Origin of the sequence: Paenibacillus sp. R14(2021) (assembly GCF_019431355.1) — a bacterium.
GTDB lineage: Bacteria > Bacillota > Bacilli > Paenibacillales > Paenibacillaceae > Paenibacillus_Z.
In genome coordinates this window covers 3,048,338-3,072,635 of the sequence record NZ_CP080269.1, presented here as the reverse complement: position 1 = coordinate 3,072,635, position 24,298 = coordinate 3,048,338, and the positions used below count along the sequence as shown (strand labels likewise).

Below are 24,298 nucleotides of genomic sequence, written 5' to 3'. Positions count from 1 at the left end.
TGGCCTGCTAGACTACAGGTGAACATGACATTTCACACAAGCTAGGGGGGCGAAAGCATGAAGCCGTGGACCGAGTTCGAGGAAGCCGTTACGCCGCATTTGAAGCAAGTGCGGGCTTATTGCGGGTATCTCACGTCTTCACAATGGGAGGCGGAGGATTTGCTGCAGGAAGCGCTGCTTCGGGCGTTCAAGCATTACCGGGATACGGGGAACCTGCGACACCCTCGATCGCTGCTCTATAAGATCGCCCGCAACGTGCATATCGATGCGCACCGCAGGCGGCGCGGCATCACCGTGCCACTTGACGAAGCGCTCACACAGCCGCATTATGACGCCGACTATGCCTCCGTGCGGGGGCTGCTCGAATGGGTCACGGAGCATCTATCGGAACGGGAGATGGAGATGCTGCTGCTGGCGGAGGTCTTCGACTACACCTACCAGGACATTGCGGATTCGCTGCAATGCACCGTTCCAGCGGTCAAAATGGTACTGCACCGCTGTAAATCCGCACTGCGCAAACGAGCGGTTCCATCCGAGCCGCCAAGTTCCCGCAGCCGTGCCGTGAAGCGCAAGAGTGCGCAGCTGTCGTATTTCCTTGATCGCTGGACATCGGCCTTAATGACCGGTGAATTGTAAATGGAGAGGGCTCCTTTGATGCCAAAGGAGCCCTGTTTTTATAGCTGTGCGCGGATTAAGTAGTTCCTTATGACTATTTATGAGCGTTGTAAATCAATTCCATAGGACAATAGCTGTACGATCATGGTATTGTATATGCATACAGTAAAGATTTTCCTTGGAAATTATAAAAAGTACAACTTTTGGCGGAGGCGCTATGCGACAATTTATAGGAAAAATCGTAAAACATGATGTAGTAAATGCATTTGGCGTAACCGTGCTTCCGGCTGGCATCGTCCTTCGGGAAGAGCATGTCGAGCTTCTTGAGAAGCATAACGTTGATTTCATTTCCATCGAGCGAGATATCATCGAACATACGCCGCCTCAGGCCAAGACGCCGCGCGCCGCTGTCAGCCAAGTCGTGGAACGCGCGAAAGCGCTGTATGAATCGATCCGGGAATCGGGCGAAATTCCGATGAAGGAATTGCAGACGGAAGTCATTCCGGCGGTTCAAAGCGTCGCGAAGCATCCTAATATTTTTGAACTGTTTGAAGCGGTTAAGGCGCAGGGAGATTATACGTACCAGCATAATATTGGCGTGGGCGTACTCTCGACGATGATCGGCAAATGGCTGGGCATGGATGGGGAAGAATTGACAGCGCTTACGCTTGCTGCCACTTTGCATGACGTCGGGAAGGTAAAGGTCCCGCCCGAAATCATTAATAAACCCGGCAAGCTGACGGACGAGGAATTTGAAATCGTGAAGAAGCACGCCATCTACGGCTACGAGCTATTGAAGCGGACGCCGGATATCAGCTACCGCGCCGCGCTCGTTGCCCTGCAGCATCACGAGCGCGAGGATGGACGAGGGTACCCGCTTGGACTTGCTTCCGACGCCATCGACATGTTCAGTAAAATCGTGGCCGTCGCGGATATATTCCACGCCATGTCTTCCGACCGGCCGTACCATAAAGCACTGCCGTTCTACGAAGTCGTCCGCCAGCTGCGCGACGGGTATTTCGGTCAGCTGGATCCGCATATCGTATCCGTGTTTCTGGACAACATCACGACGAAGCTGGTCGGACAGAAGGTCGTCCTGACCGATGATCGGGTCGGCGAAATCGTGTTCATCAATCCGCATGACGAGGAAGCGCCGCTGATTAAGGTCGGCGAAGAGTTCATTGACCTCTCCTCCCAACGCAAGCTGCAAATCAAGCAGATAATCGGGCTGTAGAGAGGGTCAATTACTGCTCGCGATAAGCATTAGGTCCACTTGGCCGCCCACAGCTTCATCTCGTGCAATATGCAGTGCAAGTCAACGCCCTTCGGCGTAAGGGAATATTCAACGGTGACGGGGACGGTCGGGAAAACATGCCGCTCAAGGACGCCTTGGCTTTCCAGGTGGCGGAGCGTACTCGTCAACGCTCTCGGGCTGACATTCGGAATCAGCCGCTGCAGCTCGCCGAACCGGCGTTTCTCGCAGAACAGCTCCCGCAGCACGAGAAAGGCCCACTTTCCGCCGATGACATCTAAGGTTTTCTCAATATTGCATTCGATAATGGCAGGTTCCTTCGGAATGTAATTGCTTAGCGTCATTGCGTCATCGCCTCCATAATTCGTAGTTACTTCCAGTATAGCAGATATAATTCGTATCATATAATGAGGATTTTTTCACTACTTTCCAAATGATAAGCGTCGATTTAGAATAGGCTTTAGGCTTGGATAGGCCGAGCTTGTCTTCGAACGATACTTTTACTCTCGGGAGGTAATCAAGTGAATTATCGAAAACTGGGCGGAAGCGGACTTAAAGTGAGTGAAATCAGTCTGGGCAGCTGGCTTACATATGGCGGTTACGTAGAGAAGCAAAATGCGGTGCAGGCGATCGAGAAAGCCTATGATCTCGGCGTTAACTTCTTCGATACGGCGAACGTGTATGAGAGAGGCGCGGCGGAAGTGCTGCTCGGCGAGACGCTGAAGGCCTATAAGCGCGATTCTTACGTGCTCGCGACGAAGGCTTTCTGGCCGATGGGCGATGGCCCCAATGACCGCGGCTTGTCCCGTAAGCACGTCATCGAGCAGTGCAACGCCAGCTTGAAGCGCCTCGGCGCGGAATATGTGGATATTTTCTACTGCCACCGTTATGATGCGGAAACACCGCTTACGGAGACACTCCGCGCGATTGACGATCTGATTCGCTCCGGCAAGGTGCTCTATGCGGGCGTCAGCGAATGGACAGCCTCGCAAATGGCGGATGCGCTTGCGACAGCCGACCGCTATCTGCTGGACCGCATCGTCGTCAGCCAGCCAGTCTACAACATGTTCGATCGTTATATCGAGAAAGAAGTCATTCCATACGGCGAGAAGAACGGCATCGGTCAGGTCGTCTTCTCTCCGCTCGCGCAAGGCTTGTTGACGGGCAAGTACACGACGCTTGCGGATATTCCGGCAGACAGCCGCGCCAATAAATTGGAGTGGATGCGCAAAGGGATTACGGAAGAGAAACTCGCGAAAGTGCGCGCCTTGTCCGAAATCGCGTCGGAGCTGGAAATTTCCACGGGCAATTTAGCCTTGGCCTGGATTCTTCGTCAGCCGAACGTGGCGAGCGCGCTGGTCGGCGCAAGCCGTCCGGAGCAGGTCGTGGAGAATGTCAAAGCATCCGGCATCGTGCTGAGCACGGATGTGCAGGAGCGGATCGAGAAGGTTTTGGCGTAAGCAGGCAGTTTATCCTTAAACAGATCGGCACTCGGTGCCGGTCTTTTTTTTGTGGCGCTTGACATGGAGTTGACTCCATGGGCTAGCATGCAGAGGTAAGATATGTACCACAACAACGAGGAGGAATTTTGAATATGCAGCCGAATCAACCCTATAGAGCTACACCGCAGGAGCCGATCTCGTCGGGCTTTGGTCCGACAACTACTGCACGAGAGGTGCTGGAAGGTCTTGATCTAAGCGGCAAAATTGCGATTGTGACCGGCGGATACGCCGGTCTTGGACTTGAGACAACTCGGGCGTTGGCAGAAGCCGGGGCGAAAGTCATCGCCCCCGTTCGTTCGCCTGAGAAAGCGCGTGCTGCGATTGCCGATATCCATGGCGTAGAGCTGGAACAACTGGATCTGATCGATCCGGCTTCCATTGACGCATTCGCGAAGCGGTTTCTGGACTCGGGCCGGCAGCTGGATATGCTCATCAACAATGCGGGTATCATGGCACCGCCGCTTGAGCGCGACGCGCGCGGCTACGAATCCCAATTCGCGACGAATCATCTGGGCCACTTCCAATTAACAGTACGCTTATGGCCGGCGTTGAAACAAGCAGGAAGCGCGCGGGTTGTCTCGCTCTCCTCGACAGGCGTCCGCTTTGGAGGCGTTGATTTTGACGATCCGAGCTTCGAGCATCAAACGTATCAGAAATGGAAGGCGTATGGTCAGTCCAAATCCGCTAATGCGCTGTTTGCTGTCGAGCTTGACCGTCTGGGCCATGCGCATGGCGTTCGTGCCTTCTCGGTCCATCCCGGCCGGATTATGACCGATCTGGGACGATTCTTGACGAAGGACGAGCTTGCGATTGGCGGGGAATACAAAACGACCGAACAAGGAGCCGCGACGAGCGTATGGTGTGCGGCGAGCCCGCAGCTTGAAGGCAAAGGCGGGGTGTACTGTTTGGATGCCGACATCGCCGAGATCATGCCCGAGTTTACGCTGCAGGGGACTGGGCAAATGCTGACCGGCGTACTGCCGTGGGCAGTCGATCCCGGCTTCGCGGAGCGGCTGTGGAAGCTGAGCGAAGCGATGACCGGTGTAAAGTTCGAAGCATAAGTGAAAGCAGGAAAGTGGTAATTTCGCGATCGGCCGGAGACAATAGATTGACAGAGGTGATCCATGGAAACGATATTTTCAATTGCAGATATCTCGAAGCGTACAGGTCTCAGCTACGATACCATTCGGTATTACGAGAAAATCGGGCTCATGCCGCCTGCGAAGCGCACAGGTAACGGTCAACGGGAATATGACCAGCTTGCCCTTAATCGATTCACATTTATTGCAAGACTTAAAAGGACGCATATGCCGCTTAAGGATATCGAGCGGTATCTGACACTGGCGGCAGCTCAAAATTACGAGGCGTGCTATACCATCCTTCACAAGCACAAACAAGAAATCGAGGCGCAGGCAGAGGATATCAATGCGACGCTGCAAGAGATGAGCTATAAGCTCAATCATTTTGAAGCATTGATGGCGCGATCGGGATTAGGAGGAGATGGCATGCTGGAAGGAAGCCGCGGTTATACGATAACCGCACAGGAGCCGATTTCATCAGGCTTCGGTGCAGGCACAACGGCGAGCGAAGTACTGGCGGGACAGGATTTAAGCGGCCGAATCGCCATCGTGACAGGGGGATATTCAGGCGTCGGCCTTGAGACGACACGCGCGCTCGCTGAGGCAGGGGCAACCGTTATTGTGCCCGTGCGTACGCCGAGCAAAGCCAGCGCTTCGATTGCAGGCATTCCGCGCGTGGAGCTGGAGGAGCTGGATCTGTTCGAGCCGGCTTCCATCGACGCGTTCGCGCAGCGTTTCTTGGGAACCGGCCGGCAGCTGGATATGCTCATCAATAACGCGGGTATCATGGCACCGCCGCTTGTGCGCGATGCGCGCGGCTATGAATCTCAATTCGCGACTAATCATTTGGGGCACTTCCAGTTAACGGCACGTCTGTGGCCCGCGTTGAAGCAGGCTGGGCATGCGCGAGTCGTCTCCGTCTCGTCAACCGGCGTTCGTTTCGGAGGCGTCGATTTCGAAGATCCTAACTTTGAGCGTCAGGCGTACGATAAATGGAAGGCTTACGGCCAATCCAAATCGGCCAATGCGCTCTTTGCCGTAGCGCTCGACCGTTTAGGCTATACGCATGGTGTCCGTGCCTTCTCCGTTCATCCTGGGAGAATCATGACCGATTTGGTGCGTCACTTGTCGGAGGAAGAGAAGAACGCGGCAAGCGGCGAATTCAAGTCCACAGCGCAGGGAGCGGCGACGAGCGTGTGGTGCGCGGCGAGCCCGCAGCTTGAAGGCAAAGGCGGGGTGTATTGCATGGATTGCGATATTGCAAACATCATTCCGGGAGAAGCTTTGCAGGGACTCGGCCAAGTGATGGCCGGCGTACTTCCGTGGGCGGTGGACCCGGGCTTGGCGGAGCGGCTTTGGAAGCTCAGCGAGTCGATGACAGGCGTTACGTTCGACATGGGCGTAACGCTCGCATGAGCGAACCAGCCAGAAGCTGAGCCTCGTTATAATAAGCATGTATAAAGGCGTTCCGAACATGATATTCGGAACGCCTTTTTTGCAGGAAGCGAGCAAGGCGGTCCGAACTTCAGGACTCAATCTGGTCCAAAGGCCGTTCACCTTCTGCCGCTGGTGATAAACGTAAGAATCGACCGCAGCGACTGCGGCGGAACGAGGTCCAGCAGATCGCCTTCACGCTGCAGACGCGCTTCGATATTGAGCAGGTGATAGTCCGTGATTGCCGCCCCGCGGCGCACTTCGTCCCAGTGAAGCGGCGTGGAGACACTGGCGCGCGCGCGTGCCCGCGGCGAATAGGGGGCGATGATCGTCTTGCCTTGGTAATGCTGCAAATAATCGACGTAGATGAGGTCGCCCCGATGCTTCTTGAGCCGCTCCACCGTGAACAGCTTCGGGTGCTTGTCCGCCAGATAGGTGCCAACGAATTCGCCGATGCGTCGCAGCTCGTCGAAGGTCAGCTCCTGCACCAGGGGCACAATGAGCTGAACGCCGGTGGCGCCGGAGGTCTTAGGCGTGGAAGGGATGCCGAGCGAGCGCAGCAAGTCTCCCGCTATAAGGGCAGCTTCCATGATCCGCGGCTCTTCCTCCAAAGAAGGATCGAGATCGAGCACCCATTCCGTAGGATGCGGTGGATCGCTGACCCGGTCAAAGGAAGCGTGATATTCCAGGCAAGCCAAATTGCCGAGCCAAAGCAGGACCGGCAGGGAAGCAAGCTTGACGTAGGAGATCGCTTCTCTTGTTACGGTCTCCACGAACGGCGGTGCGGGAGAGGGACAGTTCTTCTGATAGAAGGATTTTCCCGTCACGCCGTCGGGAAACCGGATCGTTGTCAGCAGCCGGTCCTGGCAGTGCTTCAGCAGCCAAGGAGACAGTGCGGCGAGCCGCTGCAGGAAGATCGCCTTCGTGATGCCCATCTCCGGCCAGAGCAGCTTCTCGGGATTGGTGACGGTCAGCTCATGCCCTTCGATAAGAATGGTGCCTTTCACAGCGCGGCTCAAGACAAGCCCTCCTTCGGGAGGAAAGTGACCAGCTTAGGATGGCGCAGCTGCCCGGCGGACGTGCGCTCCAGCCCCGTAACCCGGCAACGGAACGGCATCGACAGCCACTGCACGTTCTCGCGCTTCAGATCCTCAGGGACTGCCGCAAACGGACAGGCGACGACGGCGAGATGCGAATGCTGCGGACGGAACGTGGCAGCTAGCACCTTGCGGAGCGCTTCGTTTAGGCCAAGCGATACGCTGCCGAGATAATCGCCTTCATACTCCATGACGAGACTAGCAATGATGCCGCCACGCCACTTCAATCCGACGATATCGACGTCCAACATAATCGCTGTCTTTTTCTTCAGCCAGTCGCGGTGCTTCTTGCCTTCACGGTAAGGACTAGACAGCCGCTTGCTCACGACGCCCTCCCAGCCGCTGCGTTCAACCCAATCCCAGAGCGCTTCGCCGTCTTGAAACAAATCGGTGACAAGCAGCCGGGGATCGCCGGATATCGCAGCGCATTTGGCAGTTAGCCTGAGGTGGCGCTCCTTATAGGGAAGCTGACGCAGATCACCGGTCTCGTCGGCGAGCAGATCAAAGAGCACATAGACGAGTGCGCCGCCCGGTTTGGCCAAAGCATGCGATACGCTTGAAGGCTGGGCAGGAACGGAAGAGCTATCAAGCAGCTCCACGTTCTGCACTCCGGCGGGATCGGGGGGTACCGAACCAGCCTCCGCCGGCATCGCCTGCACTGGAGCGGGGCGTACCGTCTGCGGCTGGTCCGCTTGCGGGGGCAGCGGCTGCCGGAGGCCGCGGGACCTTTCCCGTTTCAGCACATGCTGGAAGCTCGGCCGCACGCCGTCCCACCAGACGATCTCGCCGTCAAGCAAGCAGGAGCCGAGCGCGGCGGCCTTCGATTCCAGCAGTCCTTTGATTTCGGGATACGTACCGTTCTTCAAATACAGCTTGCGCGAGAACAGCTCCACGTGCCCGTGCCCATTCAGCCGGGCTAGTATGCGAACTCCGTCCCATTTCAGCTGATAGCCCCAATCGTCGCCGGCTGGAAGCTCTTCTGCAGAGACGGGAGCCATGGGCTCGGCTGGAAGCGGGATGGCGAAATCTTCGGCTGCAAGCCCGGCGTGCGGTTGCAGCTGCTCGGGCGAGGTTTCCGACCAATGCTCCATTTACGACACCGTTTCTTCTTTCTTCGGTTTGCGCGCGCGGGGTGTTTTTACCTTGGTTGTCGCTGCCCCGTCACTGCCGCTTACCCCATCGGAACCCGCCTGCTCCGAACTCGTATAGGCGGCCGCTGGCGCCGCGGTACCCGTATCGAGTCCGCCCGGCGCGTCCGGCGCCAGCTTGACCGCTTCCAGAGAGGCTTGAAGCGCCGCCATAAGATCGAGCACGTTCGTCCGCTGCTGCTCGGGCGCAATCGATACTTCCTCGCCTGTAATCTTATGCTGGATGAGGTCCATCAGTCTCGTTCTGTAATCGTCGGTGTATTTGGCCGGTTCGAAGGGAGTGGACAGCTGCTCGATGAGCATCCGGGCCATCATCAGTTCCTTCTCGTTCACATTGACGCTTTCCGGGAGCCCGGGTACTAGGCTGACGGGCCGGATTTCGTCGGGGTAGAAAATCGTTTCCATGGCCAGGCAGTCGTCAATGATACGAATGGCCGCGAGCGAGCTCTTGGAACGGATGGATACCTTGGCGATACCGATTCGCCCCGACTGGCGCATCGCTTCGAGCAGCAGGTTATAAGCATTGCTGCCTGCTTGGTCGGGTGAGAGGTAGTAGGTTTTCTGAAAATAGACGGGATCGATTTCCTCCAGCGCGACGAAGTCCAGAATGTTGATTGTCTTCGTGACTTCCCCCGACAGCTGCTCCAGCTCGTCCTTCTCGAACAAGACGTAACGGCCTTTCTCGTATTCATAGCCTTTGACGATATCGTCCCATTCGACCTCGACCTCGCAGGTTGGGCATTTGCGGATGTAGGAAACGTTGCTGCCGCACGTCCGGTGGATCAGCTTCATCGAAATATCCTTGTCCTCCGTGGCGGAAAACATCTTAACGGGCACATGCACGAGACCGAAGCTGACGGCCCCTTTCCAAACGGTATGCATAATCGGGTCCTCTCCTTTTGGATGGCGCTTTATTTACTCCTAGTGTTCCCCAAGTGCATGAAGTTAAGCCCTTTCGGGCATATTTTCGGGTAGCACAACAATCAATCATCATAAGGAGGTGTTGAAATGATTGAGGCCGGCAATTCCCCGACGGGATCGAGTAATGACAAGAAACACGAAGGCCGCGATGATTTTTTTATGGATATCGACCGAATGGTGAATGAAGGCTTGGGCGGCGGCCAAGTCACCTTGGACAACGGGTTAATTGAAGAAACCACGACGGATACGATGGAGATCGAAGCGAAGGAGTAGGACATGAAGACGCAGCGCGCAATGGAGATTTACAACTCGAAGGACACGTTCGCCGTTCAACTGGGCGAAGATTCCGTCTGGATCGAGAACGTGGATGAAACGAACGGTATGGCGACGGTGCAGGTAGGCTCAGACCCGCTCAATACGCTGACTGTTTCGATCGACCGCCTGAAAGAAGAAGGCGAAGAGTAAGACCCGTTCAGAACCTCAGGCACCGCAGGTGCTTGGGGTTCTTTTTTGCTGCCGCTGCTCCGACAGTCGAGAGAATGCATGTAAGAATTGAATGATAATTGAAGATAACGCGATTAAAGTATTAAAAAGAACGCGATAATAAGCGGTTTCATTTTGTAATTGAGCTAATTTCCGTTATAATGGAAGAAGAAGCTGAAATTTAGCCATTCAGCATTAAGGGGGAGAAGATATGGCGAAACAGCATTATAAGATCACAAAGCTTGAACTGCTGCGGCGGATCGTATTTATTACGATCGGTGCGGCGCTCGTATCGGTTGCTCTTGAAATATTTCTCGTTCCGAACAATATCATCGACGGCGGCATTGTCGGGATATCGATTATTTTGTCCAAAGTCACGCACGTGCCTCTCGGCCTCTTCTTGTTCTTGCTTAACGTTCCGTTTCTCATTATCGGTTATAAGCAAATCGGTAAGACGTTTGCCCTATCTACGTTATACGGCGTATCGGTGATGTCGATCGGCACGACGCTGCTGCATCCCGTGCAAGCACTCACGTACAGCACCTTCCTCGCGCCCGTTATCGGCGGAGTCATTCTCGGGATCGGGGTCGGTCTCGTCATCCGGTTCGGCGGCTCGCTGGACGGTACGGAAATCATCGCGATTCTATTCACGAAGAAAACACCCTTCTCCGTCGGCGAGATCGTCATGTTCTTCAATTTATTCATTCTCGGCAGCGCGGGCTTCGTCTTCTCTTGGGACAGCGCGATGTACTCGTTGATTGCCTACTACATCGCATTCAAAATGATCGATGTCACTTTGGAGGGCTTCGACCAGTCGAAGTCGGTCTGGATCATCAGCGAGGAAGCGAAGGAGATCGGCGATGCCATCATGAATCGGCTGGGCCGCGGCGTGACGTATCTGCAAGGCGAAGGCGCTTACTCCGGCGGGGTGAAACGCGTCATCTTCTGCGTCATCACGCGATTGGAAGAGGCGAAGATGAAATCGATCGTGCAGGAGCTGGATCCTGCTGCCTTCCTCGCCGTTGGCAACATTCACGATGTGAAAGGCGGCCGCTTCAAGAAGCGGGATATTCACTAACCTTAGACTGGCGGGCAGAAGCGTCTGCATGAACGGCTGGCGGGCAAAAATAGAGGCAAGGCAGTGCGGGATAAGCACAGCCTTGCCTCATTTGTTGCGGGTATGCGGGCTGACCGATATAATAAGGTCAATTAGAGGGCTGCGAGAGAAACAGCCGCGGGAGGTTGTCAGGTGGACGAGTTTGCGCGTATCCGTCATTGGACGGAGCGCCGTCAGAGCCCGTCGCTGCTGGAAGCGCAGGGCGTTGTGCTCGGCATCGGCGACGATGCCGCAGTTATCGGGCAGCCGCCGGGCGAAGCCGGCGGACTGGAATGGCTGCTGGCGGTCGACACGATGGTGGAGACCATCCATTTCAACGACGCAACGATGACGGAGGAAGACATCGGATGGAAGGCGCTTGCCGCGAATGTGAGCGATATCGCGGCAATGGGCGGCGAGCCCCGGCACGCGCTGGTATCGGTCAGCGTGCCGAGATCGTGGGGGCCGGAGCGCGTGCGCCGGCTGTACGACGGGCTGTACGCGTGCGCCGGGCATTACGGCGTCGCGGTCGTTGGCGGCGATACGACATCGTCGCCGCTGCACTTGGTCGTGGCCGTTACGGTCGTGGGCACCGCCCCGGCCGGGAAGGCGATCCGCCGCGCGGGGGCGCAGCCCGGCGACGCCGTGTTCGTGACCGGCGCTGCGGGGATGTCCGCGGCCGGTCTGCATTTCTTGCTCGCCGCCGGCGAGGCCCCTTCGGCGCAGCCGAGCGTAGGCGGCGGCGCGGATATGCCGCCGCCGCAGGAGCCGCCGGCTGCGGCAAGCACGCAGCCGGGGCCCGTGCCGCTGGCCGCGGCAGAGGCGGCCGGCACGGCGGCGCTGGTGCTGGCGCACCGCCGGCCGGCGCCTTCCGTCCGCGCGGCGGCGCTGCTTGCCGCGCGCGGCACGGTCTCGTCGCTGAATGACGTCAGCGACGGACTGGCCAGCGAAGCCTGGGAAATCGCCGAGGCTTCGGGCGTGACGCTCGCGCTCCGCGAGTCCATGCTGCCGAAGAGCGGCAGCATGACCGCTTACGCGCATCGCGTCGGCAAGGATCCGCTGGAGTGGATCCTTTACGGCGGCGAAGACTACGTGCTGCTCGGCACGATCGCTGCCGAGGATGCGGCTGCCGCGAAGGCCGAGCTGGAAGCGGCGGGCCTGCCGATGTTCTTTATCGGCGAGGCGGGGCAGGGTCCTCCCGCCGTTGAACTGATCCGCGACCTTGAAGGCCGCGGAAACGGCAGTGACGGACGCGGCAGCTCCGCCGCTTCGCGGCGCGAGCCGCTTGTGAAGCGCGGGTATAATCATTTTGGCGGTCAGGAGCGTTGTTGATGAAGGATAGCATAGAGCTCGTATGGACGGCGGAACGCGAGTCCGACACGATACGGTTGGCAGAGATGCTTGCCGGTTGGGCAGAGCCCGGAACGGTGCTGGCACTCGACGGCGATCTCGGCGCGGGCAAGACGCGGTTCTCGCAAGCGTACGCCCGCGGAATCGGCGTGCCTGGCATCGTGAACAGTCCGACGTTTACGATTATTAAGGAATATCGCGGCGCGCAGCTGCCGCTCTACCATATGGATGTATACCGGCTTTCGGAGCAGGAAGCGGACGAGCTGGGACTCGACGATTATTTCTTCGGCGACGGGGTGACGATCGTGGAATGGGCCAGTCTAATCGAGGCCTTGCTGCCGCCGGAGCGGCTTCAAATGTACATCACGCATTTGGGCGGAGAAGCACGGCGAATCACGATTACCGGGATCGGCCCGCGGTATGCGGCGTGGTGCCGGCAATTACAGGGAATGGGAGCCAAGTAAGCCATGAATGAACATACAACGGAGGGCGGCCATAACGGACCGCTCGTGCTTGCGGTCGATACGTCGACGGCGGCATTGGCGGCTGCGCTCGTACGCGGCGGCGAGGTGCTGCGGGAGGTTCAGTCGCTCGCAGAGCGCAATCATTCCGTGCATACGGTGTCGGTCGTGCAGACCATGCTTGCAGAGAGCGGCGTGAAGCCGGAGGAGCTGGACGGCATTGCGATTGGAAGAGGTCCGGGCTCCTACACGGGCATGCGCATTGCGGTATCGCTAGGCAAAACCTTAGCCTGGGTATGGCAGAAGCCGCTTGTCGGCATTTCCAGCTTGGAGGCACTGGCTTACGGCGTGCAGCAGCCCGATGAAGCTGGCATCAGCCAGCCGGTCTGGATCATCCCGATCATGGACGCCAGGCGCGGACAGGTGTACACGGCTTCTTTCGCTTCGTCGAAAGCAGCTGGCAGCTGGACGCGGCTCGCGCCCGACGGCATTCGCCTGATACACGATTGGGTGGACGAGCTCGCTGCGGGCGTTCGCCAGGCGGACGCGGCATCTCGTCCGGCATCGATCTGGATCGTCGGCGAGCTGCCGCAGCACGAAGCGGAAGGGAAGCGACTGCAAGAGCTGTGCGCGGAGCTTGATGTACGGCTTATTCCGGCGCTTCTTGAAGGTACGGCAGTCGCCGCGCTGGGTGCGAAGCGCATAGCTGCGGGGGCATTCGACGATGTGCACACGTTTAGCCCGAATTACACGCAGCTGACGGAAGCGGAAGTGAAGCTGCAGGAGAAAATCGCGCTGCAAGCCGCTGCGGAAGGAGCCGTAAACGATGACGCCAATTGACGTGAACCAACTTGTTTTTCGTTCGATGACACTCGATGACGTGCCAACGATCGTTGCGATCGAGCTGGAGAGCTTCGCGACGCCGTGGACCGAAGAGGCGTTCGTCAATGAGCTGACCAACAATCATTTTGCGCGTTATATGGTCATGGATCTAGACGGGCGTATTATCGGCTATGCAGGCATGTGGACGATTATGGACGAAGCGCATGTGACGAATGTCGCGGTGCGCGAGCCTTATCGCGGACAAGGTCTCGGCGAACGGCTGATGGTGGAGCTGCAGCGTACCGCCGTTATGTTCGGCTCGCGCCGAATGACGCTTGAAGTGCGCGTCAGCAATAGCATTGCCCAGCGGTTGTACAAGAAGCTGGGATTCGAGCCGTCGGGCATCCGCCCCGGCTATTATTCGGACAATATGGAGGATGCCCTTATCATGTGGGCGGAGCTGCCGGTGTCCGCTGAAGTGGAGCAGTTGTATGACGACAAATGAAACCAATGAACTTATTCTCGCCGTAGAGACAAGCTGTGACGAAACATCTGTGGCGATTATTCGCGGCGGCAAACATATTTTATCAAACGTGATTTCCAGCCAGATCGAGACGCACCGCCGATTCGGCGGCGTTGTGCCGGAGATCGCGTCGCGCAAGCATGTGGAGTCGATCACGCTGATTATGGAGCAGGCGCTGACCGAGGCCGACGTGACATTTCGCGACCTGTCGGCCATCGCGGTGACGCAGGGACCGGGCCTTGTCGGCGCGCTGCTTGTTGGGATTGTCGCAGCCAAAGGCCTGGCAATGGCGCTGAATTTGCCTCTCATCGGCACGCATCATATCGCGGGCCACATCTACGCCAACCAGCTCGTACATGAGCTGAAATACCCGTGTCTTGCACTCGTTGCCTCAGGCGGCCATACGGAGCTTGTTCTGCTCGAGAGCGAAGGGAAGTTCCGCATTATTGGGCGCACAAGGGATGACGCGGTTGGGGAAGCCTACGATAAAGTGGCGCGGACGCTGCATTTTCCGTATCCGGGAGGTCCGCACATCGATCGGCTGGCACAGGAAGCGGAGGACGAGATTCCAATGCCTCGTGCTTGGCTGGAGCCCGATTCCTATGATTTCAGCTTCAGCGGCTTGAAGTCGGCCGTCCTTGCAAGCATCAATTCCGCCACGATGAAGGGCGAAACGATACGCCAAGCGGCGCTCGCCCGCGGGTTTCAAGCGTCCGTCATCGACGTGCTGGTGACGAAGGCGCTGCGTGCCGTGCGGGAATTCGGCGCGAAGCAGCTGCTGCTCTGCGGCGGCGTTGCCGCGAACGGCGGCTTGCGTTCGACGCTCACCGCGCGCTGCATGGAGGAAGGTATTCCGCTGCTAATTCCGCCGCTAGTGCTTTGTACCGATAACGCGGCGATGATCGGCGCGGCGGCCCATCTGAAATGGACGCGCGGCGCGTTTACCGAGCTCGATATGAAAGCCGAGCCGGGGCTGTCGCTGGAAGAGTGGTCGGTCTAGCCGCGATTTCCGATTTTTGCAAAATCAGAATTGACAGACGATTTACGTGCGCATATAATAAGCAACAACACTTCAATCTACGAAACGCAACGAACAGGAGCAGTAGAGCGAACGCCGGGAACAACAGAGAGCTGCGGGTTGGTGCAACGCAGTCGATGGCAGCTTGAACCTCGCCTGGGAGCGGAACGGCGGAATGGGTTTCAGTGACGGCCGAAGGCCAAGGCTGATGGAAACTCGCGTACGTCGTTACGGTTAGCCGCCGTGATCGGGTGCATGGCTTCGATTTCTAGAGTCGCTTGTCATGCTTAAGGTGGACGCCGCTCTTCGGGCTGCGTCAACAAGGGTGGTACCGCGCCGGACTATACAGTCTGTCGTCTCTTGCAAATAGAGACGGCAGGCTTTTTTGATTTTTTCGGAAGGCTGACCGGCGGGCTTCGAGGTATACGAAGTGGTTATTGACGAAGTCAAACATTAACGATGCGAGTATATAAGGACAACGCGAAGAACAGGAGCAGTAGGATTCATCCGGGAAGTCAGAGAGCTGCGAGACGGTGCGACGCAGCCGAAGGAGATCCGAACTCGCCTGGGAGCGGAACGAGGGAACGCGAACGAACGTCAAGGTCCATCCGGACAAGGGCGGCTTCGCGGGTACCCCGTTACGGCTAACCCCCGTCATCAGGTGCAGCTAGTGCTGGCGCTATCGCCCGGTGCTGGATGCTTAAGCGGGTCCGGACGTGCAGCGTTCGGGCAACGAGAGTGGTACCGCGGCATGCCTAATAAGCCTGTCGTCTCTTGATTGATCAAGAGACGGCGGGCTTTTTCTGTATTCAGAAACCAATAATCAGGAGGGGTATATCCCATGACAGCTTCCCATTCGAACGTAAATGCCGGCACGATCGTCCAGCCTGCAGGCAAAATCATCCGCATCTTCGACACAACGCTTCGCGACGGCGAGCAGTCGCCGGGCGCAACGCTGCGTCCGGAGCAGAAAATCGTCATCGCCCGCCAGCTGGCGAAGCTGGGCATCGATATTATTGAGCCGGGCTTCCCGATCTCGAGCCCAGGCGAGTTTGCCGCTGTGCAGCAAATTTCCCGCGAGCTGCAGGGCGTTGAAATTACCGGCTTCGCCCGCGCCATCAAAGGCGACATTGATGCCGCGGTTCAGGCAACGATGGACGCGGCCCGACGCCGGCTGCATCTGTTTATCTCCGCGTCCGATATTCATCTGGACTTCCAGCTGAAGAAATCCCGCGAGCAGGTGCTGGCCATCGCCCGCGAAATGGTTGCCTACGGCAAGCAGTTTGTCGACGAAATCGAGTTTTCGCCGATGGATGCGAGCCGGTCGGGGCGCGATTTCGTCATCGAGATGGTGGAGGCGGTTATCGCTGAAGGCGCCACGATCATTAATTTGCCGGATACGCTTGGCTATGCGCTGCCCGAGGAGTACGGCGAATTGTTCCGATCGGTCAGAGCGGGAGCGCGCGGCGGCGATAAAGTGCAGTACAGCGCGCACTGCCATAACGATCTGGGACTTGCGGTGGCGAACAGTCTGGCCGCGATTTCCGCAGGCGCCACGCAAATTGAAGTGACCGTGAACGGCATCGGCGAGCGTGCGGGCAACTGCTCGCTGGAGGAACTGGTTATGGCGATCGAGACTCGGAAGTCCGCGATCGGCGCGGAGACGGGTATCGTGATCGGCGAGATTTACGAAACATCGCGCATGGTGAGCCGGGCCATGAATTTTCCGATTGCCTACAACAAACCGATCGTGGGCCGCAACGCCTTCCAGCATGAGTCGGGCATTCACCAGGACGGCTTGCTGAAGAACCGCAACACATACGAAATTATGGATCCGGAAGCAATGGGCATTCCGCGGAGCATGATCGTGCTCGGCAAGCATTCCGGCCGCCATGCCATCAAGCATCGTCTCGCGGAATTCGGCATCGAATTAAACGAGGAGCAGCTGCTGGATGTGTATAACCGATTCATTGCAAAAGCAGATGAGCTGAAAATCGTACCGGACGACGTGCTGGTCCGACTGGCCAGCGAAACGACGGAGACGCAGCATGATCCGTATACGCTGGTTGATCTGCAGGTACTGGCTGGCACGCAGCGTTCCCGCATCGCATCAGTGACGATTCGCGAGCGGGATTCCAAGGAAGAGCGCACGCTGACGGGAACGGGAAGAGGGCCGCTTGAAGCGGTGATCCACTGCCTGCAGCAGGCGATTCCGGTCGGCGCGGCGTTCGAGGATCTGGAGCTTCATTCCTTATCCACAGGCGAAGACGCGCGCGGCGAAGCGATTGTCAGCATTGTGCATAACAATCGGAGATACACGGGCACGGCTGTGCACAACGATATTATTTTGGCATCGGCCGAGGCGTACGTGGCGGCGTGCAACCAAATGCTAATGAGCACGCAGGAAGTGAAAGGCGAGAACGAGAAGCAGGCGAAGTCGAGCTAAGCAGCCTGAGGCAGTGTCACAAAGCTCCAACAATCCATGCAACTGCGAGGAGGTTGACGCTATGAAGCATGAAGATGCCAATCGCGAAGCGGTAATTACCTATTACACGGGCTTCGGTGAGCGGGAATGGAACCGGCTCGACTGGGAGTCGCTCGAATTCACGGTTAACCTTCATTATATGAAGCAATACTTGCCGCCTGCGGGAAGCGTACTCGATAATGGCGCCGGTCCTGGCAAATATGCGATGCACTTTGCCGCTCTCGGCTATGAGCTGACGCTGACGGATTTAACGCCTTCACTCGTTGCGCTTGCGCAGGGGAAGGCGGAGGAGCGAGGCTTAACGGCAAGATTCTCCGGCGGATTTCATGTCCGCGATGCCTGTGATCTCTTCTCATTTGAAACTGAGCGCTTCGATGCGGCTTTCATGATGGGGCCGCTCTATCATCTGCAGGAGGAGCAGAGCAGAATACAAGCCGTGCGCGAGCTGCACCGCGTCGTGAAACCGGGCGGCATTGTCTGCGTGGCTTTCCGAAGCAGAGCCAATCAGCTGATGAACGCGCTGCGTATGCCGGAGCATTGGAAACCTTTGAACAATATAGAGCGGCTGGAGGGTTTTATGGCCGACGGCCGATTCGACCATGAGGATGCGGGTCGCTATACGGGGGCGTATTTCTACCCGCTGGCCGAGATCGAACCCTTCATGACGACAAACGGTTTTGAAACGTTGGAGCTGATCGGTTCTACGAACTTAGGGGCGGTACTGAGGCCGGAAGAGTGGCAGTATTGGGAGAGCAAAGGAGAAGCATCATACAAGAAGCTGATCGATCTGCTCATCCGGCAGGCGCGGGACCCTTCGCTTCTCGGCATGTCTTCGCATTTGCTGTACATCGGACGCCGCGTTTAGTGAAGGTTCAAGTATGCCGTGAACCCACGAAGTCGTAAACATGATGTGATTGTGGGTAGCCTATGCCGTATTGTGCGATAGTGCTTCAATTCACAATGTAATAGCGAGAGAGAAGAGCTGTCTCTAAGCCCTTTGGGTGTAAGAGACAGCTCTATTTTTCTAATCTGGCCTTTATACATTGTTATTAGATACTTGTCCACAGTTCTATCCACAACATTCAAGGGAAATGTGCAAAAGAGGGTCAAACCCGCAAAATTCGGGCATTTACAATGTGAATAAAAGTCGAATAAGTTTTTCACAAACCGGCTGTGGATAATGTGGATAATGGGAATAAAATAAGCGGCATTCGTAGGACAAAAGATCGAATAATAAATGAACGGTAAATTTATTGATGTTTTTCGACAAAATAGGTGCCAGAATTGCCGCACAATTCATCCACTGCTGTGGATAATCCTGTGGATTGGGGGGATAGATTGCGAAAGTATCCCACAGCAAACTTTTTTCCGGTAATCTGTAATCCAAAATTATCTGCCCCGTCGCACCCTATAGAGCCGTTTAACACAAACGGACCTAATCGAACGATAGGAGTCGAAGATAACGAGAGGATTACGAGGAAAGCTACCATCTTGATGCTTTGCTTCAGTATTTTGCTGCCGCTATTTCGTGGATTACGTGAACGTTCGGCGGCGAAGAATGAAGCAGGACGCCATCGGCAAATCGTACATAGAGTTTGACGGCAAGCGCATGGGAATCGGTACGCCTGTCGTTCTGAAGGACGGCCGTACGCAGCTGCCGCTTCGCTTCATCCTTAAATGATAGTTGGGTTCATATGCAGAAGGAAAAGGCGCAGCCGGTTCAACGGCTGCGCCTTTATTTGTTCCTTGCATGTACGCGGAGCTGCGAGTTATAGCTATAGCAGTTGTGCCGCAGAGGCAGCCTCTACGCGAGCAGTTCTTCCCAGGCATCATATACGCTCTGAAGCTGTGCCTTCTTAGTATCGATGTCGGATTGAATCGTGCCGACACGAACGTAATCATTGTAGACCTCCGGATCCGTAAGCTGCTCTTCCAGCGCCGTTATTTCGCTCTCCAAGCGAGCGATGTCGTTTTCCAGCTGTTCCTGCTTACGCTGTCTGGATCGCTCGTCACGCTTCGCCTGTTTGTCGGCTTCATAGGAGGAAATCGGCGCTGTTTCCGGTGTTGGAGTAGGTTTTCCCTGTTTTCCTTGCGGAAATGACAGCGTTTCCATGAGGATCTCTTCGTTTTCATGTTTTTTCTGGATCATTTCGTCATAATTTCCCAGGAAATGATTGGTGCCGTCCGGATGCAGTTCGACAATGCGCTCCGCCATCTTATTTAGGAAGTAGCGGTCATGGGAGATAAACAACAGCGTACCGTCATAATCGATCAGCGCGGCTTCCAGCACCTCTTTGCTGTAGAGATCCAAATGGTTGGTGGGCTCATCGAGAATGAGCATGTTTGCTTGCGCCAGCATCAGCTTCGACAGAGAAACACGGGCACGTTCGCCGCCGCTCAGCGTGCTGATACGCTTCTTCACATCGTCGCCGCTGAACAGGAAATTGCCAAGCACGGTACGAATACGTGCTTCTTCCATGTGCGGGTAGGTGCCCCATAGCTCTTCCAATACGGTGTTCCCGTGGTTCAGACCCGTATGCTCCTGGTCGTAATAGCCGATTTTGACATTGGTGCCCCAACGGATAGTGCCGTGCTCATGAGGCTGCTGGCCGACAAGCGCCTTCAGCATCGTCGATTTTCCGATTCCGTTCGGTCCGATCAGCGCGACATTCTCTCCGCGTTCCAATCGGAAGGTCACATTGCGGAAGAGCGGCTCGGCTTTCTCGGCGAATTGGATCGACAAATCACGGACGTCGAGCACGTCATTGCCGCTCTGACGCTCGATTTCGAAGGAGAAATGCGCCTTCTTCAGATCACCTTGGGGCTTGTCGAGACGGTCCATCTTATCCAGCGCCTTGCGTCTGCTCTGCGCGCGTTTCGTGGTTGAGGCGCGCACGATATTGCGCTGAACAAAATCTTCCAGTTTTGCGATTTCCTCTTGCTGTTTATCGAATTGTTTCATCTGGGCTTCGTATTCCGCGGCTTTAATTTCAATGAAACGGGAATAATTGCCCGTATACCGTTTGGCGTTATGCCGCTCAATCTCCACGATTGTTCCGACGACGGCATCAAGGAAGTAACGGTCATGGGAAACGACAAGAATGCCGCCTTCGTAGCCGCGCAGAAAATCCTCGAGCCAAGTCAGCGTTTCGATGTCGAGATAGTTCGTCGGCTCATCGAGCATCAGCAGGTCCGGTGCTTGAAGCAGGATCCGGGCCAAAGCGAGGCGCGTCTTCTGGCCGCCGCTCAGCGTTGAAATGATTGTATTCGGAGGAAAATGCCCAAAGCCCATGCCATGCAGAATGCTGCGGATGCGCGTCTCCATCTCGAAGCCGCCCTTCTCGCGGAACCATTCCGACAGCTTAGCGTACTTGTCCAGCACGGCGTCATATTGCTTGGCATCCCCGTGCAGCGCGGGATCGGCGATTTGCTGCTCCAGTGAGCGAAGCTCGCGCTCCGCATCGATGAGCGAGGCGAATACGGCTCGCATCTCGGCTTCGATCGTTTTGTCCGACTGCAGGCCGCTGGACTGGGCCAAATAGCCGATTGTCGTTTCCTTGGATTTATAAATGGTGCCGGAATCCGCTGACATTTCGCCTGCGATAATCCGGAGCAGCGTCGATTTGCCTGCTCCGTTGACGCCTACCAGACCGACCCGCTCACGGGGCTGGACTTGGAAGGTGATCGACGCCAGCACGCTGCTTACGCCATAGCTTTTGGATACATCGGAAACTTGAAGAAGCATGGTTCTTGTTACCTCCAACCTTAAGAAAATGCCTTTGTACCAGTTTACATGAAATCGTGCTTGAACGCGATATGCCGCGCCTATTCGGCAGCAGGAATCGAATGCCGGCTTATTGGCGAAATCTGGGCAACAGTGGTAAACTAAATAACAACTACAAGCGGAACTGGCATCGGGGCAATCAAGCGGTAAAGCGGGGAATGGGATGAATCTGTCGGAAGAGAAGACGACGGCGCGGCATGCTGCGATCAGGAAGCGTGACGGCCTGCCGGAGCACTTCAGGATGGCATGGTCCGACACGGCCTGCCAGAAGGCTGTTGACTGGATTCGGGAACAAGGCGATTCGCCGATTCGCAGCGTCATGGCCTATGTGCCGTTTCGCTCTGAGCTGGATACAACGCTGCTCATCGAATGGTGCTGGCGAACGGGAGTGACGGTAATTATGCCGCGCTGCATCCGAAGCGACCGCTCCATGACGCTGCATGTCGTTCGGGCATGGGATGAGCTCTCCCCCGGTGCGTACGGCATCCGGGAACCGCATCCTGAATCGGCTGAACGTTGTCCGCCTGCTTTTATTCCGGATGTCGTCTTTGTGCCGGGGCTGGCTTTCGATCGGCATGGGGGAAGACTCGGCTACGGCGGCGGCTATTACGACCGGTTTCATGACCGGCTGAAGCGGCTTGCCGGCGAGTCGGGGCGCGCAATGCCGCACTGGATCGGTCTCGGCTTCGAGACACAGGCGGTTGCAGCGGTACCGATGGACGAGCATGACGCTCGTATGCATGCGGTTATTACGGAAGAAGGATACAGAGGAGGCGTGCAGCATGGATCTGACGCATTTTAACGATCAAGGCCGGGCGCGCATGGTGGACGTGTCGGATAAGGAAATAACGGCACGCATCGCAGTAGCGCGGACGACCGTAACGATGGCGGAAGAAACGCTTGCCCGCATCAAGGCCGGAACGATCGGCAAAGGCGATGTGCTTGCCGTCGCGCAGGTGGCCGGCATCATGGCGGCGAAGAATACGTCGAACTGGATTCCGATGTGCCATCCGCTTCCGCTGACCGGGATTAATCTGGTTTTCGGCGATAATGGAAAGAATGAACTTTACATAGAAGGAACCGTCAAGACGACGGGCAAGACCGGCGTAGAGATGGAAGCACTGACGGCTGTATCCGCGGCGGCGTTGACGGTGTACGATATGTGCAAGGCGCTGCAGAAGGACATGATCATCGGCCCTACGCTCCTGACAGCCAAGAGCGGCGGGAAGAACGGCGATTATTCCGTTAATGGCATTTAAATTTCATGCTGTACGAGACCAATCTTTCATAATAGATGTGATCGGGGGAGAAGCGCATGCGGTGGAAAGTGGCGCTATTGACGGCCAGTGACAAAGGCTCGCGCGGCGAGCGTGAAGATACGAGCGCTCAAGTTATCCGTGAGCTGGTTGAGGAGGAACTCAGCGGTGAAATTGTCGATTATCGGATTGTACCTGACGAACAGGACGAAATTATGGCGGCTCTTATTGAAATGACGGACTATTATCAAGCCGATCTCGTCATAACGACAGGCGGAACGGGACTGGCCCCCCGCGATTTGACGCCGGAGGCGACGCTGAAGGTTATCGACCGCCTCGTGCCGGGCCTTGCCGAAGCGATGCGCATGGGCGCCATGCAGCGAACGCGCAAGGCCATGCTGTCCCGCGGCATTTGCGGCATTCGCGGACGCTCGCTCATTATCAATTTGCCGGGAAGTCCCAAGGGCGTTCATGAGAATCTGATGGCGATTATGGACCAGCTGCCGCACGCGCTCAACATTTTATCCGGCCGGACAGGAGAGCATGCGGAATGAAAGATTCGAAGCTGGGAACCGTGTTCAAGGAAGTGCCGGTACAGGAAGCAGTTGGCCTTGTGCTGGCACATGATTTAACGCAGATCCTTCCGGGTACGTTTAAAGGAAGGCTGTTCAAGAAAGGCCACGTTATCGTGGAAAGCGATATTCCGAAGCTCCTTGATATCGGCAAGGAGCATATTTATATTTTGGAGCTTGGCGAGGATGAGCTGCACGAAGACGATGCTGCGAAGCGAATGGCAGAGGCACTTGCTGATGACGGCCTTCTGCTGTCAGAGCCGCATGAGGGCAAGGTCGCTGTGAAATCCGGGCTCGATGTTCCTGCGCTGGCTGTAATTGATCCGTCGATCGTTCACGCCATTAACGAGCTGGGCGAAATTGCTTTGGCGACGCTGCAGACGCATGCCGTCGTTATGCCCGGCGGACAGCTTGCTGCCACGCGCGTCATTCCGCTTGTCGTGCCGGAGGACAAGGTGATTGCCGTGGAGAAGCTCGTCAGCGACTATAGGTCGAAGCATGAAGGCCGGGGCCCGCTCAGTCTGAAGCCGCTCCGTAAATTCAGAATCGGCCTGCTGACGACAGGCGGCGAGGTATTCTCCGGCCGGATCGAAGATAAATTCGGGCCGGCTGTGAGACGGATCGTGGAAGCGCTTGGATCAGAGGTGGCGGAACAGCGCTTCTCGCCGGACGAGCGACAAACAATTGTCAAGGAAATACACTATTTGCGCGATCAGTCCTATGATATGATAGTGGTAACTGGGGGAATGTCTGTAGATCCCGATGATCGTACGCCTGCTGCGATCGCAGATGCAGGTGCCGAGATTGTCAGCTACGGAACGCCGATGCTGCCAGGCTCCATGCTTCTAATGGGGTATCTGGGCGGAACGCCCATTATGGGATTGCCGGGCTGCGTGATGCATGATCCGCATACGTCGTTCAATGTGCTGCTGCCCCGCGTGCTCGCAGGCGAGACCATTACGAGAGCGGATATTGTAGCTATGGGTTACGGCGGTTTGATCACTCGCTGAATCGACGAGTGACGGGAACAGCGCTGAAATACAAAAGATAGGCTGAACTCTTCTGCTCCGGCAGATTTTTCGCGATAGGGAAGCTCAATTGACGAAGGAGGATGAATTATGTTTAGTGGAATCGGCGTTACAGGTTTTCTGCTGATCGCGCTGGTCGCGCTGCTGTTATTCGGACCTAACAAGCTGCCTGAGCTTGGCCGTGCATTCGGACGCACGCTGAAGGAATTCAAGGCAGGCGCGAAGGACATCATGGAGGACGAAGACCGGGATCGTAAGGAAGCAAAGCGGGTTGAGGTCAACCGTTCGGAAGATCAAGGCGACAACAAGCGGCTCCCAGAGTAAGTGGGGCCCGCTTTTTTCAATTTTACAGGGCCGTAAGCGTGCAGCATG

General features: G+C 56.6%; 26 protein-coding genes. 21 read left to right on the top strand and 5 right to left on the bottom strand.

Annotation, left to right across the window (positions count from 1 at the left end):
• Window positions 1–57 precede the first annotated feature (57 nt).
• Together KXU80_RS14365 and KXU80_RS14360 are read left to right on the top strand one after the other, a co-directional pair.
• A complete protein-coding gene (locus KXU80_RS14365; protein WP_219833963.1) occupies window positions 58–636 on the top strand; it encodes an RNA polymerase sigma factor in 579 nt (192 codons plus the stop codon).
• A gap of 196 nt (window positions 637–832) precedes the next feature.
• Complete coding sequence (locus KXU80_RS14360) at window positions 833–1,849, top strand: HD-GYP domain-containing protein (RefSeq protein ID WP_219833962.1); 1,017 nt, start codon at window positions 833–835, stop codon at window positions 1,847–1,849.
• A gap of 29 nt (window positions 1,850–1,878) precedes the next feature.
• Here KXU80_RS14360 and KXU80_RS14355 read toward each other — a convergent pair whose 3' ends face one another.
• Window positions 1,879–2,211 carry a winged helix-turn-helix transcriptional regulator gene (locus KXU80_RS14355; RefSeq protein WP_219833961.1) on the bottom strand — a complete coding sequence of 111 codons (333 nt, stop codon included), beginning with the start codon at window positions 2,209–2,211 and terminating at the stop codon, window positions 1,879–1,881.
• Between the two features lie 177 nt (window positions 2,212–2,388).
• Between KXU80_RS14355 and KXU80_RS14350 the strand changes: the two genes are divergently transcribed.
• The 3 genes from KXU80_RS14350 to KXU80_RS14335 all read left to right on the top strand — a co-directional run bounded on the left by KXU80_RS14350 (window position 2,389) and on the right by KXU80_RS14335 (window position 5,864).
• Window positions 2,389–3,327, top strand: coding sequence for an aldo/keto reductase family protein (locus KXU80_RS14350; protein WP_219833955.1), 939 nt, complete (start codon window positions 2,389–2,391; stop codon window positions 3,325–3,327).
• Between the two features lie 134 nt (window positions 3,328–3,461).
• Entirely contained in the window at window positions 3,462–4,430 is a 969-nt protein-coding gene (locus tag KXU80_RS14345; protein WP_219833954.1) for an oxidoreductase, read from the top strand.
• Window positions 4,431–4,493: 63 nt separating this feature from the next.
• Window positions 4,494–5,864: an oxidoreductase gene (locus tag KXU80_RS14335; protein ID WP_308858091.1), complete on the top strand. Its 1,371-nt coding sequence runs from the start codon at window positions 4,494–4,496 to the stop codon at window positions 5,862–5,864.
• A gap of 137 nt (window positions 5,865–6,001) precedes the next feature.
• Here KXU80_RS14335 and ligD read toward each other — a convergent pair whose 3' ends face one another.
• Genes ligD through KXU80_RS14320 form a run of 3 tightly spaced genes read right to left on the bottom strand, consistent with a single transcriptional unit; the run spans window position 6,002 to window position 9,009 of the window.
• Window positions 6,002–6,901, bottom strand: coding sequence for a non-homologous end-joining DNA ligase (ligD, locus tag KXU80_RS14330; protein ID WP_219833953.1), 900 nt, complete (start codon window positions 6,899–6,901; stop codon window positions 6,002–6,004).
• The gene (locus tag KXU80_RS14325) at window positions 6,898–8,070 is read right to left on the bottom strand and encodes an ATP-dependent DNA ligase (RefSeq protein WP_219833952.1); all 1,173 of its coding nucleotides are present in this window, start codon (window positions 8,068–8,070) and stop codon (window positions 6,898–6,900) included. The genes ligD and KXU80_RS14325 overlap by 4 nt, the downstream gene beginning before the upstream one ends.
• The gene (locus tag KXU80_RS14320; protein WP_219833951.1) at window positions 8,071–9,009 is read right to left on the bottom strand and encodes a non-homologous end joining protein Ku; all 939 of its coding nucleotides are present in this window, start codon (window positions 9,007–9,009) and stop codon (window positions 8,071–8,073) included. It abuts the gene before it with no gap.
• Between the two features lie 126 nt (window positions 9,010–9,135).
• Between KXU80_RS14320 and KXU80_RS14315 the strand changes: the two genes are divergently transcribed.
• The 11 genes from KXU80_RS14315 to KXU80_RS14265 all read left to right on the top strand — a co-directional run bounded on the left by KXU80_RS14315 (window position 9,136) and on the right by KXU80_RS14265 (window position 18,967).
• Window positions 9,136–9,321 (top strand): hypothetical protein, encoded by a 186-nt coding sequence (locus KXU80_RS14315; RefSeq protein ID WP_219833950.1) that lies wholly within the window; start codon window positions 9,136–9,138, stop codon window positions 9,319–9,321.
• A gap of 3 nt (window positions 9,322–9,324) precedes the next feature.
• Window positions 9,325–9,513, top strand: coding sequence for an H-type small acid-soluble spore protein (locus KXU80_RS14310; RefSeq protein WP_219833949.1), 189 nt, complete (start codon window positions 9,325–9,327; stop codon window positions 9,511–9,513).
• Between the two features lie 229 nt (window positions 9,514–9,742).
• Entirely contained in the window at window positions 9,743–10,609 is an 867-nt protein-coding gene (locus KXU80_RS14305; protein ID WP_219833948.1) for a YitT family protein, read from the top strand.
• Window positions 10,610–10,780: 171 nt separating this feature from the next.
• Complete coding sequence (locus KXU80_RS14300) at window positions 10,781–11,959, top strand: thiamine-phosphate kinase (protein ID WP_219833947.1); 1,179 nt, start codon at window positions 10,781–10,783, stop codon at window positions 11,957–11,959.
• Window positions 11,959–12,441, top strand: a complete 483-nt coding sequence (gene tsaE / locus KXU80_RS14295) for a tRNA (adenosine(37)-N6)-threonylcarbamoyltransferase complex ATPase subunit type 1 TsaE (protein WP_219833946.1) — start codon at window positions 11,959–11,961, stop codon at window positions 12,439–12,441. The genes KXU80_RS14300 and tsaE overlap by 1 nt, the downstream gene beginning before the upstream one ends.
• Window positions 12,442–12,444: 3 nt before the next feature.
• Window positions 12,445–13,278, top strand: a complete 834-nt coding sequence (gene tsaB, locus KXU80_RS14290) for a tRNA (adenosine(37)-N6)-threonylcarbamoyltransferase complex dimerization subunit type 1 TsaB (protein ID WP_219833944.1) — start codon at window positions 12,445–12,447, stop codon at window positions 13,276–13,278.
• The gene (gene rimI / locus KXU80_RS14285; protein WP_219833943.1) at window positions 13,265–13,765 is read left to right on the top strand and encodes a ribosomal protein S18-alanine N-acetyltransferase; all 501 of its coding nucleotides are present in this window, start codon (window positions 13,265–13,267) and stop codon (window positions 13,763–13,765) included. Before tsaB ends, rimI begins: the two co-directional genes overlap by 14 nt.
• Window positions 13,752–14,783 carry a tRNA (adenosine(37)-N6)-threonylcarbamoyltransferase complex transferase subunit TsaD gene (tsaD, locus tag KXU80_RS14280; RefSeq protein ID WP_219833942.1) on the top strand — a complete coding sequence of 344 codons (1,032 nt, stop codon included), beginning with the start codon at window positions 13,752–13,754 and terminating at the stop codon, window positions 14,781–14,783. The genes rimI and tsaD overlap by 14 nt, the downstream gene beginning before the upstream one ends.
• A gap of 859 nt (window positions 14,784–15,642) precedes the next feature.
• Window positions 15,643–17,247, top strand: a complete 1,605-nt coding sequence (locus tag KXU80_RS14275; RefSeq protein WP_219833941.1) for a 2-isopropylmalate synthase — start codon at window positions 15,643–15,645, stop codon at window positions 17,245–17,247.
• A gap of 61 nt (window positions 17,248–17,308) precedes the next feature.
• Window positions 17,309–18,151 carry a class I SAM-dependent methyltransferase gene (locus KXU80_RS14270; protein ID WP_219833940.1) on the top strand — a complete coding sequence of 281 codons (843 nt, stop codon included), beginning with the start codon at window positions 17,309–17,311 and terminating at the stop codon, window positions 18,149–18,151.
• Window positions 18,152–18,844: 693 nt separating this feature from the next.
• Window positions 18,845–18,967 (top strand): copper amine oxidase N-terminal domain-containing protein, encoded by a 123-nt coding sequence (locus KXU80_RS14265; RefSeq protein ID WP_219833939.1) that lies wholly within the window; start codon window positions 18,845–18,847, stop codon window positions 18,965–18,967.
• 123 nt (window positions 18,968–19,090) lie between these two features.
• On the opposite strand, the gene KXU80_RS14260 is transcribed toward KXU80_RS14265, so the two are convergent.
• Entirely contained in the window at window positions 19,091–21,031 is a 1,941-nt protein-coding gene (locus tag KXU80_RS14260) for an ABC-F family ATP-binding cassette domain-containing protein (protein ID WP_219833938.1), read from the bottom strand.
• Window positions 21,032–21,233: 202 nt separating this feature from the next.
• Here KXU80_RS14260 and KXU80_RS14255 point away from each other — a divergent pair, with 202 nt between their 5' ends.
• The 5 genes from KXU80_RS14255 to KXU80_RS14235 all read left to right on the top strand — a co-directional run bounded on the left by KXU80_RS14255 (window position 21,234) and on the right by KXU80_RS14235 (window position 24,250).
• The gene (locus KXU80_RS14255) at window positions 21,234–21,872 is read left to right on the top strand and encodes a 5-formyltetrahydrofolate cyclo-ligase (protein WP_219833937.1); all 639 of its coding nucleotides are present in this window, start codon (window positions 21,234–21,236) and stop codon (window positions 21,870–21,872) included.
• On the top strand, window positions 21,853–22,329 hold the full coding sequence (moaC, locus tag KXU80_RS14250) for a cyclic pyranopterin monophosphate synthase MoaC (protein ID WP_219833936.1): 477 nt from the start codon (window positions 21,853–21,855) through the stop codon (window positions 22,327–22,329). The genes KXU80_RS14255 and moaC overlap by 20 nt, the downstream gene beginning before the upstream one ends.
• Before the next feature lie 56 nt (window positions 22,330–22,385).
• The gene (locus tag KXU80_RS14245) at window positions 22,386–22,880 is read left to right on the top strand and encodes a MogA/MoaB family molybdenum cofactor biosynthesis protein (RefSeq protein ID WP_219833935.1); all 495 of its coding nucleotides are present in this window, start codon (window positions 22,386–22,388) and stop codon (window positions 22,878–22,880) included.
• Window positions 22,877–23,908, top strand: coding sequence for a molybdopterin-binding protein (locus tag KXU80_RS14240; RefSeq protein WP_219833934.1), 1,032 nt, complete (start codon window positions 22,877–22,879; stop codon window positions 23,906–23,908). The genes KXU80_RS14245 and KXU80_RS14240 overlap by 4 nt, the downstream gene beginning before the upstream one ends.
• 108 nt (window positions 23,909–24,016) lie before the next feature.
• Complete coding sequence (locus KXU80_RS14235; protein WP_219833933.1) at window positions 24,017–24,250, top strand: twin-arginine translocase TatA/TatE family subunit; 234 nt, start codon at window positions 24,017–24,019, stop codon at window positions 24,248–24,250.
• The last annotated feature ends 48 nt before the right edge of the window (window positions 24,251–24,298 follow it).

Excerpts from the sequence above, each read along its gene's own strand:
- KXU80_RS14365 (WP_219833963.1), top strand. The coding sequence starts at position 58 with ATGAAGCCGTGGACCGAGTTCGAGGAAGCCGTTACGCCGCATTTGAAG.
- KXU80_RS14360 (WP_219833962.1), top strand. The coding sequence starts at position 833 with ATGCGACAATTTATAGGAAAAATCGTAAAACATGATGTAGTAAATGCA.
- KXU80_RS14355 (WP_219833961.1), bottom strand. The coding sequence starts at position 2,211 with ATGACGCTAAGCAATTACATTCCGAAGGAACCTGCCATTATCGAATGC.
- KXU80_RS14345 (WP_219833954.1), top strand. The coding sequence starts at position 3,462 with ATGCAGCCGAATCAACCCTATAGAGCTACACCGCAGGAGCCGATCTCG.
- KXU80_RS14335 (WP_308858091.1), top strand. The coding sequence starts at position 4,494 with ATGGAAACGATATTTTCAATTGCAGATATCTCGAAGCGTACAGGTCTC.
- KXU80_RS14325 (WP_219833952.1), bottom strand. The coding sequence starts at position 8,070 with ATGGAGCATTGGTCGGAAACCTCGCCCGAGCAGCTGCAACCGCACGCC.
- KXU80_RS14320 (WP_219833951.1), bottom strand. The coding sequence starts at position 9,009 with ATGCATACCGTTTGGAAAGGGGCCGTCAGCTTCGGTCTCGTGCATGTG.
- KXU80_RS14315 (WP_219833950.1), top strand. The coding sequence starts at position 9,136 with ATGATTGAGGCCGGCAATTCCCCGACGGGATCGAGTAATGACAAGAAA.
- KXU80_RS14310 (WP_219833949.1), top strand. The coding sequence starts at position 9,325 with ATGAAGACGCAGCGCGCAATGGAGATTTACAACTCGAAGGACACGTTC.
- KXU80_RS14305 (WP_219833948.1), top strand. The coding sequence starts at position 9,743 with ATGGCGAAACAGCATTATAAGATCACAAAGCTTGAACTGCTGCGGCGG.
- tsaE (WP_219833946.1), top strand. The coding sequence starts at position 11,959 with ATGAAGGATAGCATAGAGCTCGTATGGACGGCGGAACGCGAGTCCGAC.
- tsaB (WP_219833944.1), top strand. The coding sequence starts at position 12,445 with ATGAATGAACATACAACGGAGGGCGGCCATAACGGACCGCTCGTGCTT.
- rimI (WP_219833943.1), top strand. The coding sequence starts at position 13,265 with ATGACGCCAATTGACGTGAACCAACTTGTTTTTCGTTCGATGACACTC.
- tsaD (WP_219833942.1), top strand. The coding sequence starts at position 13,752 with ATGACGACAAATGAAACCAATGAACTTATTCTCGCCGTAGAGACAAGC.
- KXU80_RS14275 (WP_219833941.1), top strand. The coding sequence starts at position 15,643 with ATGACAGCTTCCCATTCGAACGTAAATGCCGGCACGATCGTCCAGCCT.
- KXU80_RS14270 (WP_219833940.1), top strand. The coding sequence starts at position 17,309 with ATGAAGCATGAAGATGCCAATCGCGAAGCGGTAATTACCTATTACACG.
- KXU80_RS14265 (WP_219833939.1), top strand. The coding sequence starts at position 18,845 with ATGAAGCAGGACGCCATCGGCAAATCGTACATAGAGTTTGACGGCAAG.
- KXU80_RS14260 (WP_219833938.1), bottom strand. The coding sequence starts at position 21,031 with ATGCTTCTTCAAGTTTCCGATGTATCCAAAAGCTATGGCGTAAGCAGC.
- KXU80_RS14255 (WP_219833937.1), top strand. The coding sequence starts at position 21,234 with ATGAATCTGTCGGAAGAGAAGACGACGGCGCGGCATGCTGCGATCAGG.
- moaC (WP_219833936.1), top strand. The coding sequence starts at position 21,853 with ATGGATCTGACGCATTTTAACGATCAAGGCCGGGCGCGCATGGTGGAC.
- KXU80_RS14245 (WP_219833935.1), top strand. The coding sequence starts at position 22,386 with ATGCGGTGGAAAGTGGCGCTATTGACGGCCAGTGACAAAGGCTCGCGC.
- KXU80_RS14240 (WP_219833934.1), top strand. The coding sequence starts at position 22,877 with ATGAAAGATTCGAAGCTGGGAACCGTGTTCAAGGAAGTGCCGGTACAG.
- KXU80_RS14235 (WP_219833933.1), top strand. The coding sequence starts at position 24,017 with ATGTTTAGTGGAATCGGCGTTACAGGTTTTCTGCTGATCGCGCTGGTC.